Origin of the sequence: Pseudomonas sp. NPDC089758, assembly GCF_044748705.1 — a bacterium.
Lineage (GTDB): Bacteria > Pseudomonadota > Gammaproteobacteria > Pseudomonadales > Pseudomonadaceae > Aquipseudomonas > Aquipseudomonas putida_X.
The window spans coordinates 479,433-494,753 of the sequence record NZ_JBIVGN010000001.1; the positions used below are offsets into that span (position 1 = coordinate 479,433).

11 protein-coding genes are annotated in these 15,321 nt (G+C 62.7%); 9 read left to right on the forward strand and 2 right to left on the reverse strand.

Features of this window, described 5'->3' with window-relative positions:
* Window positions 1-93 precede the first annotated feature (93 nt).
* Window positions 94-3,801 carry a methionine synthase gene (gene metH, locus ACIPZH_RS02350; protein WP_400634926.1) on the forward strand — a complete coding sequence of 1,236 codons (3,708 nt, stop codon included), beginning with the start codon at window positions 94-96 and terminating at the stop codon, window positions 3,799-3,801.
* A gap of 75 nt (window positions 3,802-3,876) precedes the next feature.
* Entirely contained in the window at window positions 3,877-4,095 is a 219-nt protein-coding gene (locus ACIPZH_RS02355) for a DUF2970 domain-containing protein (protein WP_241803351.1), read from the forward strand.
* Between the two features lie 266 nt (window positions 4,096-4,361).
* Here ACIPZH_RS02355 and ACIPZH_RS02360 read toward each other — a convergent pair whose 3' ends face one another.
* Window positions 4,362-5,438 carry an ABC transporter substrate-binding protein gene (locus tag ACIPZH_RS02360; RefSeq protein ID WP_400634927.1) on the reverse strand — a complete coding sequence of 359 codons (1,077 nt, stop codon included), beginning with the start codon at window positions 5,436-5,438 and terminating at the stop codon, window positions 4,362-4,364.
* Window positions 5,439-5,653: 215 nt separating this feature from the next.
* On the opposite strand from ACIPZH_RS02360, the gene ACIPZH_RS02365 reads away from it, so the two are divergent.
* The 7 genes from ACIPZH_RS02365 (at window position 5,654) to ACIPZH_RS02395 (ending at window position 14,048) form a co-directional block, all read left to right on the forward strand.
* Window positions 5,654-7,306 (forward strand): nitrite/sulfite reductase, encoded by a 1,653-nt coding sequence (locus ACIPZH_RS02365; protein WP_241803349.1) that lies wholly within the window; start codon window positions 5,654-5,656, stop codon window positions 7,304-7,306.
* A complete protein-coding gene (locus ACIPZH_RS02370) occupies window positions 7,290-7,784 on the forward strand; it encodes a DUF934 domain-containing protein (protein WP_241803348.1) in 495 nt (164 codons plus the stop codon). Before ACIPZH_RS02365 ends, ACIPZH_RS02370 begins: the two co-directional genes overlap by 17 nt.
* Window positions 7,785-8,020: 236 nt before the next feature.
* Window positions 8,021-8,824 carry a 2,5-didehydrogluconate reductase DkgB gene (gene dkgB / locus ACIPZH_RS02375; protein ID WP_400634929.1) on the forward strand — a complete coding sequence of 268 codons (804 nt, stop codon included), beginning with the start codon at window positions 8,021-8,023 and terminating at the stop codon, window positions 8,822-8,824.
* Between the two features lie 74 nt (window positions 8,825-8,898).
* Complete coding sequence (locus tag ACIPZH_RS02380; RefSeq protein WP_400634931.1) at window positions 8,899-10,080, forward strand: MFS transporter; 1,182 nt, start codon at window positions 8,899-8,901, stop codon at window positions 10,078-10,080.
* Between the two features lie 124 nt (window positions 10,081-10,204).
* Entirely contained in the window at window positions 10,205-10,669 is a 465-nt protein-coding gene (locus tag ACIPZH_RS02385; protein WP_241803345.1) for a DUF1348 family protein, read from the forward strand.
* 160 nt (window positions 10,670-10,829) lie between these two features.
* Window positions 10,830-12,743 (forward strand): tyrosine-protein phosphatase, encoded by a 1,914-nt coding sequence (locus tag ACIPZH_RS02390; RefSeq protein WP_400634933.1) that lies wholly within the window; start codon window positions 10,830-10,832, stop codon window positions 12,741-12,743.
* 195 nt (window positions 12,744-12,938) lie between these two features.
* On the forward strand, window positions 12,939-14,048 hold the full coding sequence (locus ACIPZH_RS02395) for a hypothetical protein (RefSeq protein ID WP_400634935.1): 1,110 nt from the start codon (window positions 12,939-12,941) through the stop codon (window positions 14,046-14,048).
* 57 nt (window positions 14,049-14,105) lie between these two features.
* Here ACIPZH_RS02395 and ACIPZH_RS02400 read toward each other — a convergent pair whose 3' ends face one another.
* Window positions 14,106-15,083 (reverse strand): AraC family transcriptional regulator, encoded by a 978-nt coding sequence (locus tag ACIPZH_RS02400; RefSeq protein WP_400634937.1) that lies wholly within the window; start codon window positions 15,081-15,083, stop codon window positions 14,106-14,108.
* Window positions 15,084-15,321: the final 238 nt, after the last annotated feature.

The following is a 15,321-nucleotide window of genomic DNA, read 5'->3' on the forward strand; positions in this document are numbered from 1 at the left end:
ACGAAATTCATGCGAATGGCCGGTGCGCCTAAAAACCGCGCAGCTTTGTTATGATTCCGCACCTTCTGATATTTGCCCGACCAGGTAGTTCCTATGTCCGACCGCAGCGCTCGTCTCCAAGCACTCCAGCACGCACTCAATGAGCGCATCCTGATCCTCGACGGCGGCATGGGTACTATGATCCAGAGTTACCGCCTCGAGGAACACGACTATCGTGGCACGCGCTTCGCCGATTGGCCAAGCGATGTTAAAGGTAACAACGACCTGCTGCTGCTCAGCCGCCCCGATGTCATCGCTGCCATCGAGAAGGCGTACCTGGACGCCGGCGCCGATATTCTGGAAACCAACACCTTCAACGCCACGCAGATTTCCCAGGCCGACTACGGCATGGAGTCGCTGGTCTACGAGCTGAACGTCGAGGGCGCGCGCATCGCCCGCCAGGTGGCGGATGCCAAGACCCTGGAAACGCCCGACAAACCGCGTTTCGTTGCCGGCGTGCTCGGCCCCACCAGCCGCACCTGCTCGATTTCCCCAGACGTCAACGACCCCGGCTACCGCAATGTCACCTTCGACGAACTGGTGGAGAACTACATCGAGGCCACCCGCGGCCTGATCGAGGGTGGCGCCGACCTGATCCTCATCGAGACCATCTTCGACACGCTCAACGCCAAGGCGGCGATCTTCGCCGTGCAGCAGGTGTTCGAAGATGACGGCATCGAACTGCCGATCATGATCTCCGGCACCATCACCGATGCCTCGGGCCGCACCCTGTCCGGCCAGACCACCGAAGCATTCTGGAACTCGGTACGCCATGCCAAGCCGATTTCCGTTGGCCTGAACTGCGCACTGGGCGCGAAGGACCTGCGCCCTTACCTCGAAGAGCTGTCGACCAAAGCCGACACCCACGTGTCTGCCCACCCCAATGCCGGCCTGCCGAACGCCTTCGGCGAGTACGACGAAACCCCGGCCGAGATGGCTGCGGTAGTCGAGGAGTTCGCAGCCAGCGGGTTCCTCAACATCATCGGCGGTTGCTGCGGTACCACGCCCGGGCACATCCAGGCCATCGCCGAGGCCGTGGGCAAATACAAACCACGCCAGATTCCGCAGATCGCCAAGGCCTGCCGGCTGTCGGGCCTGGAGCCGTTCACCATCGATCGCCAGTCGCTGTTCGTCAACGTCGGTGAGCGCACCAACATCACCGGCTCCGCCAAGTTCGCCCGGCTGATCCGCGAAGAGAATTACACCGAAGCGCTGGAAGTCGCCCTGCAGCAGGTAGAGGCCGGTGCTCAGGTGATCGACATCAACATGGACGAAGGGATGCTCGACTCCCAGGCTGCCATGGTCCGTTTCCTCAACATGATTGCAGGCGAGCCAGACATCTCTCGCGTGCCGATCATGATCGACTCGTCCAAATGGGAGGTGATCGAAGCGGGCCTCAAATGCATCCAGGGCAAAGGCATCGTCAACTCGATCTCCATGAAAGAGGGCGTCGAGCAGTTCAAGCATCACGCTCGCCTGTGCAAACGCTACGGCGCGGCCGTGGTGGTGATGGCCTTCGACGAGGTCGGCCAGGCCGACACCGCCGCCCGCAAGAAGGAAATCTGCCAGCGCAGCTACGATATCCTGGTCAATGAAGTCGGCTTCCCGCCGGAAGACATCATTTTCGACCCCAATATCTTCGCCGTCGCTACCGGCATCGAAGAGCACAACAACTATGCCGTGGATTTCATCGAGGCCTGCGCCTACATCCGTGACCACCTGCCCTATGCGTTGAGCTCGGGCGGCGTGTCCAACGTGTCGTTCTCGTTCCGCGGCAACAACCCGGTGCGCGAGGCGATCCACTCGGTGTTCCTGTTCCACGCCATCCGCAACGGCCTGACGATGGGTATCGTCAACGCCGGCCAGCTGGAAATCTACGATGAGATCCCGGCCGAGCTGCGCGAGCGGGTCGAGGACGTGGTGCTCAACCGCACGCCTGAAGGTACCGATGCGCTGCTGGCCATCGCCGATGATTACAAAGGCGGGGGTGCCACCAAGGAAGTCGAAAACGAGGCCTGGCGCTCACTGCCGGTAGGCAAGCGCCTGGAACATGCGCTGGTCAAAGGCATCACCGCACACATCGTCGAAGACACCGAGGAGTGCCGCCAGCAATGTGCGCGCCCGATCGAAGTCATCGAAGGGCCGCTGATGAGCGGCATGAACGTGGTTGGCGACCTGTTCGGTGCGGGCAAGATGTTCCTGCCGCAGGTGGTCAAGTCGGCGCGGGTGATGAAGCAGGCCGTGGCCCACCTGATCCCGTTCATCGAGGCCGAAAAAGGTGACAAGCCCGAAGCCAAGGGCAAGATTCTCATGGCGACGGTCAAGGGCGACGTGCACGACATCGGCAAGAACATCGTCGGCGTGGTCCTGGGCTGCAACGGCTATGACATCGTCGACCTCGGCGTGATGGTACCGGCAGAGAAGATCCTGCAGACCGCCCGCGACGAGAAGTGCGACATCATCGGTTTGTCCGGCCTGATCACTCCGTCACTGGACGAGATGGTTCACGTTGCCCGCGAAATGCAGCGCCAGGGCTTCGAGCTGCCGTTGATGATCGGTGGGGCCACCACGTCCAAGGCCCACACGGCAGTCAAGATCGAGCCCAAGTACAGCAACGATGCAGTGATCTATGTGACCGACGCCTCCCGCGCAGTGGGTGTGGCCACCCAGTTGCTGTCCAAGGAGCTCAAGCCTGACTTCGTTGAAAAAACCCGCCTGGACTATGTCGACGTGCGTGAGCGCACTGCCAACCGCAGTGCCCGCACCGAGCGCCTGAGCTATGCGCAGGCAGTGGCGGCCAAGCCGAAGTACGACTGGGCCGCTTATCAGCCGGCCGCCCCTGCCTTCACAGGCGTCAAGGTGCTGGACAACATCGACCTGCGCACCCTGGCCGAGTACATCGACTGGACGCCGTTCTTCATTTCCTGGGACCTGGCCGGCAAGTTCCCACGCATCCTCACCGATGAAGTGGTGGGTGAAGCGGCGACCTCGCTGTACAACGATGCCCGCGAGATGCTCGACAAACTGATCGACGAAAAGCTGATCAGCGCGCGCGCCGTGTTCGGTTTCTGGCCTGCCAACCAGGTTGCCGATGACGATATTCAGGTCTACGGCGACAATGGTCAGACCCTCGCTACGTTGCACCACCTGCGCCAGCAGACCATCAAGCCCGATGGCAAGCCGAATTTCTCCCTGGCCGACTTCGTCGCGCCAAAGGACAGCGGCGTCACCGACTACATGGGGGGCTTCATCACCACCGCCGGCATTGGTGCCGAGGAAGTGGCGAAGGCTTACCAGGACAAGGGCGACGACTACAGCTCGATCATGGTCAAGGCCCTCGCCGACCGCCTGGCCGAGGCGTGCGCCGAGTGGCTGCACGAGCAGGTGCGTAAAGAGCACTGGGGTTATGCGCGTGACGAACACCTGGACAACGAAGCACTGATCAAGGAACAGTACCGCGGCATCCGTCCTGCCCCAGGCTACCCGGCCTGCCCGGACCATACCGAAAAAGCCACGCTGTTCCGCCTGCTCGATGGCACGGCCATCGGTGAAACCGGCCCCAGCGGCGTGTTCCTTACCGAGCACTTCGCCATGTTCCCGGCCGCCGCGGTCAGCGGTTGGTACTTCGCTCACCCACAGGCGCAGTACTTTGCCGTGGGCAAGGTCGACAAGGACCAGATCGACAGCTACAGCGCACGCAAGGGCCAGGATGTCAGCGTCAGCGAGCGCTGGCTGGCACCGAACCTGGGCTACGACAACTGACCTGTGCGGGGCCGCTTTGCGGCCCCATCTTCCATCTACACTGTCCCTGATTGCCTCTTGAATTGCGGAGCCAACATGGACGATTCCAGCCAAGGCAAACCCCCTACCTTCTGGCAGATGCTGCACAGCATCCTCGCCGCCGCACTGGGCGTACAGAGCGGTAAAAACCGCGCGCGCGACTTCACCCATGGCAAGGCCAGCCATTTCATCGCGCTCGGCGCACTGTTCACCTTGGTGTTCATCCTGGTCCTGATCGGCCTGGTACAACTGGCGCTGCACCTGACCGCCCGCTGAAACGCAACCCGCCCGCGCAATTCCCTTGCGCGGGCGGCTCAGGTTGCATCATGGTCTGGAGCCAGGGCTATTGGTGGCTGACCCAGTACACGGCAGTGACCACCACCAGGACGATCAGGCAGAGGATCGCCCAGGCATCGACGCTGCTGTCAGCTTTGCGGGCCTTGGTTGTATTTCCCATTGCATTGCCTCTTGTAGTGGTTATGGGAATGCACTTCACAACCAGCAGTTAAGACGAGCAATGCCCTTCTCTCAAGCAGGGTTTTTCAGTAGTCGACAGGTGACGTCAGGAAGGGGTAACGGTAGGCAGGCGGGCGCCCTTCGGCGCTGAAGCGCTGAAAGTCCACACCAAAGTCGTCCTGCTCCGCCAGTTTGAGCCAGCGCTTGGCCTTGAGCGGATCGACCGACTGCAACACAGGCAGCACATGGTCGCGCTTTGCGTCCCGAGCGATATCCACACCATGGGCATCGTCATGCAGCATGACCATGGCCCAGCCGCCGAGACTGAAATGCCCACCCATCAACACCCCCAGGCGCCCATCGATGCGCGCGCGCAAGGCCTCGGGGGAACTGTTGATGGCGCTGAACACCACATCTCGTCCAGGCTTGCGCCCCGCAGCTTCGAAAGCGCGCATGGCGCCGAAAGCCATTTCGTCGTTGGCCGACCACACCAACTGGGTATCCGGGTAGCGCTGCAACAACTGCTGCGCCTGTTCAAAGGCGCGCTGCCGGTTCCAGCCGCCGTAAACCACCTGCCGCAGGCGCACCTGAGGGAAGTCGGCCAGGGCGCGGCGCATGCCTTGTTCACGCAACTGCGAGGCGGGCGTGGTCTTGATCCCGGCGAAAGCTACCAGGTCCACAGGCGCGTTACTGCGCGGCAGCAAGGCGACCATCTGGTGCAGCATCTGGTAGCCGGCCTGCTCGTCATTGGCCGTCAAGGTTCCCAATAAAGCGCCGTACTTTGTGGGCTGAGCCTCAATGCTGTCCGCTTGACTGGCAGTCAGCCCGTTGCTGACCATCAACAGCTTGACCCCGCTACCTTGCGCCAAGCGGATGATTTGCGGCGCAACGTATCGCTCGTTGACCAGCACCAGGTATTCCGGGCGCTGCGGTCCGTTGAGCACAACCCGCGCCTGGTCAAGTGCGCGCTCGGCATTGCGCGCGCTGTATTGCACCTGCAGCGTCATGCCCAAGTCGTCGGCGGCCGCCTGCATGAAGCGCGAGTAGCTGGCCCAGAACGTCTCACCGGGCAGCCCCGGGTTGAGGAACACCACCGAAGCGGCCTGAGCGCTGGCTGCCAGCGGCAGGCTCAGGCACAAGCTGTAGCACAATGCCTTGAGCATGCGGTTACATCCTTACCAACAAACCCACGAGTATAAACCTGCGGCACTGAGTGACGGACAAATGCCAGTCAATCTCACTTAGTTCGTTTGGTTCTTTTCATATGCAAAAACATCACTTTAGCGCATAAACGCAACCTGATATCGTTTCCCCGCTCCGAACCGGAGTGCGCGGCCGTGCGCGCGAATAGCTGCATGCAGCCTGAGACAGGACTTTTATGTACGTATACGACGAGTACGATCAGCGGATCATCGAGGACCGCGTCAAGCAGTTCCGTGATCAGACCCGCCGCTACCTGGCCGGTGAGCTGAGCGAAGAAGAATTCCGCCCTCTGCGCCTGCAGAACGGCCTCTATATCCAGCGTTTCGCCCCGATGCTGCGCGTCGCCGTGCCCTACGGCCAGCTGAACGCCCGCCAGGTCCGCACCCTGGCCAAGATCGCCCGCGATTACGACAAGGGCTACGCCCATATCTCCACCCGCCAGAACGTGCAGTTCAACTGGCCGGCACTTGAAGATATTCCAGACATCCTTGCCGAACTGGCCACCGTGCAGATGCACGCGATCCAGACCAGCGGCAACTGCCTGCGCAACACCACCACCGACCAATTCGCCGGTGTGGCCGCAGACGAAGTCATCGACCCGCGCCCCTGGTGCGAAATCGTTCGCCAGTGGACCACCTTCCACCCAGAGTTCGCCTACCTGCCGCGCAAGTTCAAGATCGCGATCAACGGCTCGAAGGAAGACCGCGCTGCCATCGAAGTGCACGACATCGGCCTGGAACCGGTGCGCAACGCCGCCGGCGAGCTGGGCTTCCGTGTGCTGGTCGGTGGTGGCCTAGGCCGCACCCCGGTGGTCGGTTCGTTCATCAATGAATTCCTGCCGTGGCAGGACCTGATCAGCTACCTGGACGCCATCCTGCGCGTGTACAACCGTTACGGCCGCCGTGACAACAAGTACAAGGCGCGGATCAAGATCCTGGTCAAGGCCCTGACCCCAGAAGTGTTTGCCGAGAAGGTCGAGGCCGAAATGGCCCACCTGCGTGGCGGCAGCACTACCCTGACCGAAGAAGAAGTGCAGCGTGTTTCGCGCCACTTCATCGACCCGGACTACCTGGCCCTGGACAACGTCGACTACAGCGCCCAGGACGCCGAGAACCCAGGCTTCGCCCGCTGGCGCTCGCGCAACACCCGTGCCCACAAGCGCCCTGGTTACGTGGCCGTGACCCTGTCGCTCAAGCCCACCGGCGTTGCCCCGGGTGACCTCACCGACAAGCAGCTGGACGCCGTGGCGGACCTGGCAGAGCGCTACAGCTTCGGCTTCCTGCGCACCTCGCACGAGCAGAACATCATTCTTGCCGACGTCGAGCAGCGTCAGTTGCATGCCCTGTGGCTGGAGCTGCGCGAAGGTGGTTTCGCCACGCCGAACATCGGCCTGCTGACCGACATCATCTGCTGCCCGGGCGGGGACTACTGCTCGCTGGCCAACGCCAAGTCGATCCCGATCGCCGAATCCATCCAGCGCCGCTTCGACGACCTGGACTACCTGTTCGACATCGGCGAGATCGACCTGAACATCTCCGGTTGCATGAACGCCTGCGGCCACCACCACGTCGGGCACATCGGTATCCTTGGCGTGGACAAGAAGGGCGAGGAGTTCTACCAGGTGTCCCTGGGTGGCAACGCCGCACGTGACGCGAGCCTGGGCAAGATCCTCGGCCCGTCCTTCGCCCAGGATGACATGGCCGACGTGATCGAGAAGCTGATCGCCGTGTACGTTGAACAACGTACCGAGGAAGAGCGTTTCATCGACACCTACCAGCGTATCGGCATCGACCCCTTCAAGGAACGCGTCTATGCAGCGAATCATTAAGAACAATCAGATCGTCGACGAAACCTGGCACCTGCTGCCCAAGGAAACCACGATCGACGAGCTGACCAACTGCGACGACTACATCGTCCCCCTGCAACTGTGGCGTGACCATGCCCACCTGCTCAAGGCCCGCGACGGTGGCCTGGGCGTGTGGCTGGACAGCGATGAACAAGCGGAAGAGATCGGCGACGACGTGCAGCACTTTCAGGTCATCGCCCTGAACTTCCCGGCCTTCACCGACGGGCGCAACTATTCCAATGCGCGCCTGCTGCGTGACCGCTATCAGTTCAAGGGCGAGCTGCGCGCCATCGGCGACGTGCTCCGTGACCAACTGTTCTACATGGCCCGCTGCGGTTTCGATGCCTTCGCCATCCGTGCCGACAAGGACCCGGAAGATGCCCTGCAAGGGCTGAAGGACTTCTCGGTGACCTACCAGGCCGCCACCGACGAGCCGCTGCCGCTGTTCCGCCGCCGTTGATCGTCACTCGGCATGGCCACCGCAGGGTGGCCGTGCCTGCTTGGCCCAGCAGAGGTGTTTACCGCATCTGATTCACGAGCCAGCGGATGATTCGTGATTTCAGCGCAAAAGACCTTGGCATTGCCCCGTCTTAATCAACGCCTGCAAAACCCCCACACTGCTCCCCATTCGAACGACTTGGGCACCCGGGCACCTAAGCTCTGGCTCAACCCCAATCACTCAGCAGGAGCAGCCCCATGAGCATTCCATCCTTCGGCCTTGGCACCTACCGCCTCACCGGCCAGGCCGTCATCGATTCGGTCAAGTCGGCCCTGGCGCTGGGCTATCGTGCCATCGACACAGCGCAGATCTACAAGAACGAAGCCGATGTCGGCCAGGCCATTGCCGAAAGCGGCGTAGCGCGCAGCGAGCTGTTCATCACCACCAAGATCTGGGTCGACAACTATGCTGCAGACCGGCTGGTCCCCAGCTTGCGCGAAAGCCTGGCCAAACTGCGCACCGACTACGTCGACCTGCTGCTGATCCACTGGCCAGCCCCAGGGAATGGCATCGAACTGGCCGAGTACATGAGCGCCTTGGCCGACGCCAAGAAACTCGGCCTGACCCGCCAGATCGGCGTGTCCAACTTCAACATCGAACTCACCCGCCAAGCCATCGACGTGGTCGGCCAAGGTGAAATCGCCACCAACCAGATCGAGCTCAGCCCCTACCTGCAAAACGCCAAGCTGGCTGCCTACCTCAAGGACCAGGGCATCACCGTCACCTCGTACATGACCCTGGCCTACGGCAAAGTGCTCAAGGACCCGGTGCTGGCCGAGATCGCCAGCACGCACAAGGCCACCGTCGCCCAGGTGGCCCTGGCCTGGGCCATGCAGCTGGGTTACGCAGTGATCCCCTCCTCCACCAAGCGCGAGAACCTGGCCAGCAACCTGCTCGCCTGCAGCCTGAAACTGGATGCCGAGGACATGGCGCGCATTGCCTCGCTCGAGCGCAATGGCCGTGAAGTCAGCCCGGATAGCCTGGCGCCCGCCTGGGACTGATGACCACTGCAGGTCGGCACCGGCCCGTTCCCGGCCGGTGCGACTGCTCATTGACCTTTCAATCGGAGCTCCTGATGAGCACGCTTTCCCCAAAACGGGTTCTGTTTGCCCTGGCGATCGGCGCCTTCGGCATCGGCACTACCGAATTCACCCCGATGGGCCTGCTGCCGGTGATCGCCCAAGGCGTCGAAGTCAGTATCCCCAGCGCGGGCATGCTGATCACCGCCTATGCCATCGGCGTAATGGTCGGCGCACCGATCATGACCCTGCTGTTCAGCCGCTTTGGCAAACGCGCCGCACTGATGGCGCTGATGGCCATCTTCACCCTCGGCAACCTGCTCTCGGCACTCTCGCCGGACTACTACACCCTGCTCGCGTCGCGGCTGGTCACCAGCCTCAACCATGGTGCTTTCTTCGGCCTGGGCGCGGTCGTGGCCGCCAGCGTGGTGCCCAAGGACAAACAGGCCAGTGCCGTGGCGACCATGTTCATGGGCCTGACCATCGCCAATATCGGCGGTGTGCCTGCGGCGACCTGGGTCGGCCAGCAAGTCGGCTGGCGCATGGCCTTTGCCGGTACTGCAGTGCTCGGCCTGCTGGCCATGGCCGCCCTGTGGTACGCGCTGCCCAAAGGTGAGCGTGGCAGCGTGCCCCACGTGCGCAAAGAGCTGGCGGTCATCGCCCGCCCCAGCGTGCTGCTGGCGATGGCGACCACGGTGCTTGGCGCCGGCGCCATGTTCACCCTGTACACCTACGTAGCACCGGTACTGGCGGAGCTGACGGGCGCTTCAGACAGCTTCATCACGCTGGGCCTGGTGCTGATCGGTGTCGGCTTCACCTTGGGTAACAGCCTGGGTGGGCGCCTGGCCGACTGGTCGCTGGACGGCGCTGCGCGCATCTTCCTCACAACCCTGGCGCTGATCATGTTGCTGATGCCGCTGGTACTGGGCAGCCACATCGGCGCCGCCATCGCGCTGCTGGTCTGGGGCGTGTTCACCTTCGCCGTGGTGCCGCCCTTGCAGATGCGCGTCATGACTGCCGCCATAGAGGCACCAGGGTTGGCATCATCGATAAACGTCGGCGCCTTCAACCTTGGCAATGCCGTTGGCGCGGCCCTGGGTGGTGCGGTGATCAGCCTGGACCTGGGTTATGCAGCAGTGCCCATGGCGGGCGGCGTGCTGGCGTCGGTGGCCCTGGTACTGGTATGGCTGGGCGGGCGCGGCAAGGCTGCCGACAAGGCCCTGGGCGCTGCGGTTTAGCGCACTGGCGGGGGCCCTGCATTGTTCCACCGGGCGCAATTATGAAGTGCCCGTCGCAGCCATTCCCCACCCTGCAGCGGGGGCAGTACTCTCCTCTACGCCAACCACCGCCAAGGAGTTACCCATGTCCCGCCCTCCGTTGCCGCCATTTACCCGCGAAAGCGCCATCGAAAAGGTCCGCCTGGCCGAGGATGGCTGGAACAGCCGTGACGCCGCCAAGGTATCGTTGGCCTACACCCCCGATACCGTGTGGCGTAACCGCGTCGAGTTCCCTCGCGGGCGTGCCGAGGTTCAGGCCCTTCTGACCCGCAAGTGGAACCATGAACTGGAGTACCGGCTGATCAAGGAGCTGTGGGCATTCACCGACAACCGCATTGCCGTGCGCTATGCCTACGAGTACCGCGACGACAGCGGCCAGTGGTTCCGCGCCTATGGCAACGAAAACTGGGAGTTCGCCGCCGATGGCCTGATGCACAACCGCCATTCGAGCATCAACGAGCAGCCCATTGCCGAAGCGGACCGCAAGTTCCACTGGCCACTGGGGCGCCGCCCGGACGACCATCCGGGGCTCAGCGACCTGGGGCTCTGACCACCCGGCCGGGAGCCTGACTGCGGCCGCAAGGCCAGACAGAAAACGCAGGCCCCGGCCAGATCGCGCAGGCTTTTGCGTGCAGCCTTGATATGTAACATTCAGTTTCATATTGCCCACGGAGAGTGGCCACACCACATACCCCTCCGAGGCCTCTGCCGTGCTGCAACGTCTGTTCTGCTCCCTGTCCATGCTCACACTCGCAATCTCCGCCGCCCATGCCGCCGATGCGCTCGATACGCCGCGCCTGACTGGCATTGACAACTTCCGCGACATCGCCGGCACCACATCGGCGTACGGCACAAGTCATGATGGGGTGATGCGCAGCGGCGTGTTCTATCGCACCAATGCCCTGACCCCCACTGCCGCTGACCTTGCCGTGCTCAACGGCCTTGGCATCAGCGATGTATACGACTTGCGCACCCCAAGCGAAATCGCCGCCACGCCCGACACCCTGCCCGCCGGCGCCAGCTACACCAACATCGACATCATCGGCAGCACCACCTCGGGCGCGGACATCACCAACATGTCGTTCACCAGCGCTGCCCAGGCACGCGCCATGATGCAAGAGACCAACCGCGCCTTCGTCAGCGATGCCGGCATGCGTGGGCAATTCTCGGTGCTGTTCAACGAGCTGGCCAGTGCCGACGGCGCCGCCTTGTTCCACTGTACCGCTGGCAAGGACCGTACGGGCTGGACCGCCGCCGTGCTGCTGAGCATCGCCGGCGTGGACGACGCGACGATCATGGACAACTACCTCGCCACCAATGACTACACCGCCGCCCGCGTGGCGGCCACACTGGCAGCCATGCCGGCCAGCATGGCCGAAGTCTACGCCCCGCTGCTGGGCGTCGAGGCCAGCTACCTGCAGGCCGGCCTGGATGAAGTGACTGCCGCATACGGCAGCATGGACAACTATCTCAAGCAAGGCCTGGGGCTTACCCAGGAAACGATCTATGTGCTGCGCGGTAAAATGGTGCGCTATGGCACGTTACCCGGTGAAGCAGGCCTGCTCGGTAACGCCGCGGCGGGCGCGCAACTGCTGCGCCAACTGCAGGACACGTCGCTGTCAGGCACCTACAGCGCCTACAACTATTACCTGCAGTCGGCGATCGATGCCGGCACGCTGGGCGGCGTGGAGTCCACCGTGGGTGGGCAGGTGCATGCCGATGCGGCCAGCTACCTGCTGCGGCTGGGCGCCCTGATCGACCGCGCCGCCGCGCCCTTCGCCGACGGTACCGACCTGAAGGTTGGCCAGTCGCGCCTGTGGAGCAGCGCCTTGGCCGGTTACCTGGGCACCGACGGCTCCTCCAGTGTCGCCAGCAGCAACGAACACAGCCAAGGCCTGATGATCGGCATGACCCAGCGCTTCTCCGAGCAGCTCAGCGGCCACGCAGGTTTCGGCTACAGCAGCGGTAACGTTGGCGGCGCAGGCGGCGAGGTTGATACGGACCTGACTTTCCTGAGCCTGGGCGCCCGCTTCGCCCCGGGCGGTCTGGAACAAGGCCTGTTCATCGACACCGATGCCAGCGCCGGCTACCTCGACTATTCCAGCAAGCGCGACCTCACAGGCGGCCTGGGCACGGCCAAAGGCGACAGCCACGGTACCCTGGCCGGTGCCAGCCTGGCCGTGGGCTATCGCCTGAACACCAACCACGTGGTGCTGGAGCCGAGCCTGGGTGTACGCATCAGTCACGTGGACGTGGCCGGGTTTAGCGAAAAAGGCAGCGAATTGGCGCTAAAGGTGGACGACTTGCAGCAGACCCGCCGTAGCGCGATGGCCAGACTCGAGGCGTCCTTCATGCCGTTCAGCATGGGCCGTTGGCAGTTGGTGCCCGGCGTGCAAGTGGGCTATGAGCATGCGCTGGGCGACCACGAGGTCGAAAGCGAGGGCCACTTGCTGGGGCTGGATATCGAGCAGCGCGCCGCCTTCGACAATCGTGACCAGTTCAACGCTGGCGTGAGCCTGATGGCCAACCTCGGCGCGCTGAGTATTGGCGCCGATCTAGCGGCGTTGGGCGGCGGTGACAGCCATGGGGCCAGTGGCAGCCTGAAAGCCAGCTACGCGTTTTGACAATTGCCGGGGCCGCCGTGCGGCCCCCACGGCTGCACCACCCCGATTCTTGAGGGTGCGCCTACTGGCCAAGATGCCGGCCCCTTCAATGGCGGTCATGTCGAACAGCTACTGCCAAAAATGCCAGTTTCTGTTCTCGCTTGCTGCGATTACGCTTTGCTGCGCAACGTTCCCATTCCCACAAGGACAGTGCCCATGGAAAAGCGAGCAATCATCACGCTGGTAGTCGGCTTGGCCAGTGCAACGCCTCACGCACCAGCAGCTGAACTGCCAGGACGCATCGCGGCCATCGAACATCACACGGCGGCGTGTTTCGCCCCTGGAACCTCCGTCAACTGTGAAGTGTCGGCAGTGGTTGAAAGCAATGGAAAACTGCTCTTGGCCAACGACAAACGCTTGCCCGCCCCAGGCGGGCCAGCCCTGTTCACCCTTGACATCGAGCAGGGCAAAATCAGTGGTGAGCCTACCGTGCTGCCTGGGAAGGCATTAAGAGAAGCCGATAAATACGAGGCACTGACCAAGACGCTGGATGGCCGCTACATGATCGCCAGCACCGCCTTCAACAAAGCCGGCACCGACGAAGATCCGAGCAGCGACATTCTCAACACGATCCTGTACTGGCCCGTGGACGACCCTGAGGCGGCAAAGCCCCTGTCGCCCACATCGCGCAGCGGGGTCACAAGCTCGATTTCACTGCGCGAACAGATCGAGAAGGCGATTGGCGCGTCTTACTATCAAATCGAAGCAATCACCATGGCGCCGAGCGAGCCGGCGAAGGCAAAGACGGCAGACGGCCAACTGATCATCGGCATTCGCAGGCACGGAAACGACAAAACTGACGCGCATTTCGGCTTTACACTCATCTCAGCGCATGTGAAGTTCAAAGAGGGAACCTTGGCGCTTGTGGAAGCGTTCAAATCCGTCCGGAACTTCAACGTCCAAGCCCAGGGCCACACAGTCGGGCTGTCCGGCATCGAGTATGACCGGTTCAACAAAGACAGGCTTTATGCGGTTACCAGCTACGAGGAAAAATCCGTGGATGCTGCTAACAAGCCAATTACCAAGATAGGCGGGTTTCTATGGGTCGTACCGTTTGCAGCGGGTAAGCCTGGCACGCCGCAACTGGTGACCCGCGAAGACGGCTCCACACTGAGGTTCAGCAACAAGCCAGAAGGTGTCGAGGTGCTGGATGCACACGAGATAATCGTCGTTCACGACGATGACCGGGTTGAGGTGCAAACCTCCGAGGCGGGCATCGAACGGGGCGCCAATGAGTTCGCCTACAGCAAGATCAGGTTCCCTTGAGCGCATCCAGTGCAAGCAGCGCGTTATCTGATTCGCAGCACGGCCCACTGCCGCAGGTCATGGCTCATGCCTGCGCCTGACCTGTGCCGGAGGCAAACCAAACGCCGCTTTGAAATACTGGGCAAACCGCCCCGCATTGGTGAAGCCGAAGCGTAACGCCACCTGCTCCACCGACGTACCCTGCTCGCTTGCCAGCACCTGACGCGCCTGCTCCAGCCGCACCTGCCGCTGATACCCGACTATCGAAGTGCCCGCAAACCGTCGAAAGCCCTCCTGTAACGCCCGCACGCTGACATTGGCCAAGCCAGCCAACTCGCTGCTACTGCTCAGCCTCGCGGGATGTTCACGAATATAGGCCATCGCCAGTTTCACATGGCGCGGCGCTGGCAATGGAGCCGGCCTGTGCAGCGCTTCGCGGTAATTGTGCGGCCAGGCTTGCAGCAGTGCGTCGACCAGCATTTCCTGCAACCGCAGCGGCATCAGCAGGCCGGTATTGATCAATTGATCGAACTCAGTGCCCGTGGCCAGCTCGAGCAAGGCACGGATGCCCTGAAAGCCTGGCGCGGCCAGGTCCACTACCGGCGCGAAACGTATCGGGGCCGCCAAAGGCCGCTCCAGCAGTGCCGACAGCCGCTCGGCAAATACGCCCCGGCGAATCGACATGCCACACTGGGCATGATCATCGGCGATGCGTACCGAGCGTATCTCGAGCTTGTCGACAGCGAGCCCGACCTGCGCGCCGCCGATTGACTCGCCGCGATGGTCGAAGATGATCTTGCCTGCAGTGGGCAGCACGAAGGTGATTTCGTCCTGCGGGCTGGGCAGGACGATGCGAAAGTCACCCTGGTAATGCAGGCGCCTTACGCTCATGCCCTCGAAGCGGCCATACACCCCGCCGATGGAAATACCCTCGCCCAGTGGCGGTACGTCGGCATACAGGTTGCCATAGAGCTGCGTGAACAAGGCGCCGAAATCATCGCTGTGCATGTCGGCGCAACGGAGCAGGAAGGGCTTGCGAGGCGTGGCGGGGTGCACCTGATGGCTTTCCTTTTGCCGCGGGACGGGACCTGCACGCTAGCAGGCATTCGTGACACAGGCATGACACCCGAAGCCCCGGCAATCCGCAAAATCCGGACTATGCTTGAACCAGCCCGGTAGCAGGAGCAACCCAGCCAGCAGCTATGGACGATTGCATCGGTGTCGGCGCTTTTCATTCATGTGCACGGGCGAGCCACCGCCCGACTTGTCCACTGGCCACCGCACCCTGCACATC

Bases quoted from the DNA above. Each gene is read 5' to 3' on its own strand.
- metH (WP_400634926.1), top strand. From the start codon at position 94: ATGTCCGACCGCAGCGCTCGTCTCCAAGCACTCCAGCACGCACTCAAT.
- ACIPZH_RS02355 (WP_241803351.1), top strand. From the start codon at position 3,877: ATGGACGATTCCAGCCAAGGCAAACCCCCTACCTTCTGGCAGATGCTG.
- ACIPZH_RS02360 (WP_400634927.1), bottom strand. From the start codon at position 5,438: ATGCTCAAGGCATTGTGCTACAGCTTGTGCCTGAGCCTGCCGCTGGCA.
- ACIPZH_RS02365 (WP_241803349.1), top strand. From the start codon at position 5,654: ATGTACGTATACGACGAGTACGATCAGCGGATCATCGAGGACCGCGTC.
- ACIPZH_RS02370 (WP_241803348.1), top strand. From the start codon at position 7,290: ATGCAGCGAATCATTAAGAACAATCAGATCGTCGACGAAACCTGGCAC.
- dkgB (WP_400634929.1), top strand. From the start codon at position 8,021: ATGAGCATTCCATCCTTCGGCCTTGGCACCTACCGCCTCACCGGCCAG.
- ACIPZH_RS02380 (WP_400634931.1), top strand. From the start codon at position 8,899: ATGAGCACGCTTTCCCCAAAACGGGTTCTGTTTGCCCTGGCGATCGGC.
- ACIPZH_RS02385 (WP_241803345.1), top strand. From the start codon at position 10,205: ATGTCCCGCCCTCCGTTGCCGCCATTTACCCGCGAAAGCGCCATCGAA.
- ACIPZH_RS02395 (WP_400634935.1), top strand. From the start codon at position 12,939: ATGGAAAAGCGAGCAATCATCACGCTGGTAGTCGGCTTGGCCAGTGCA.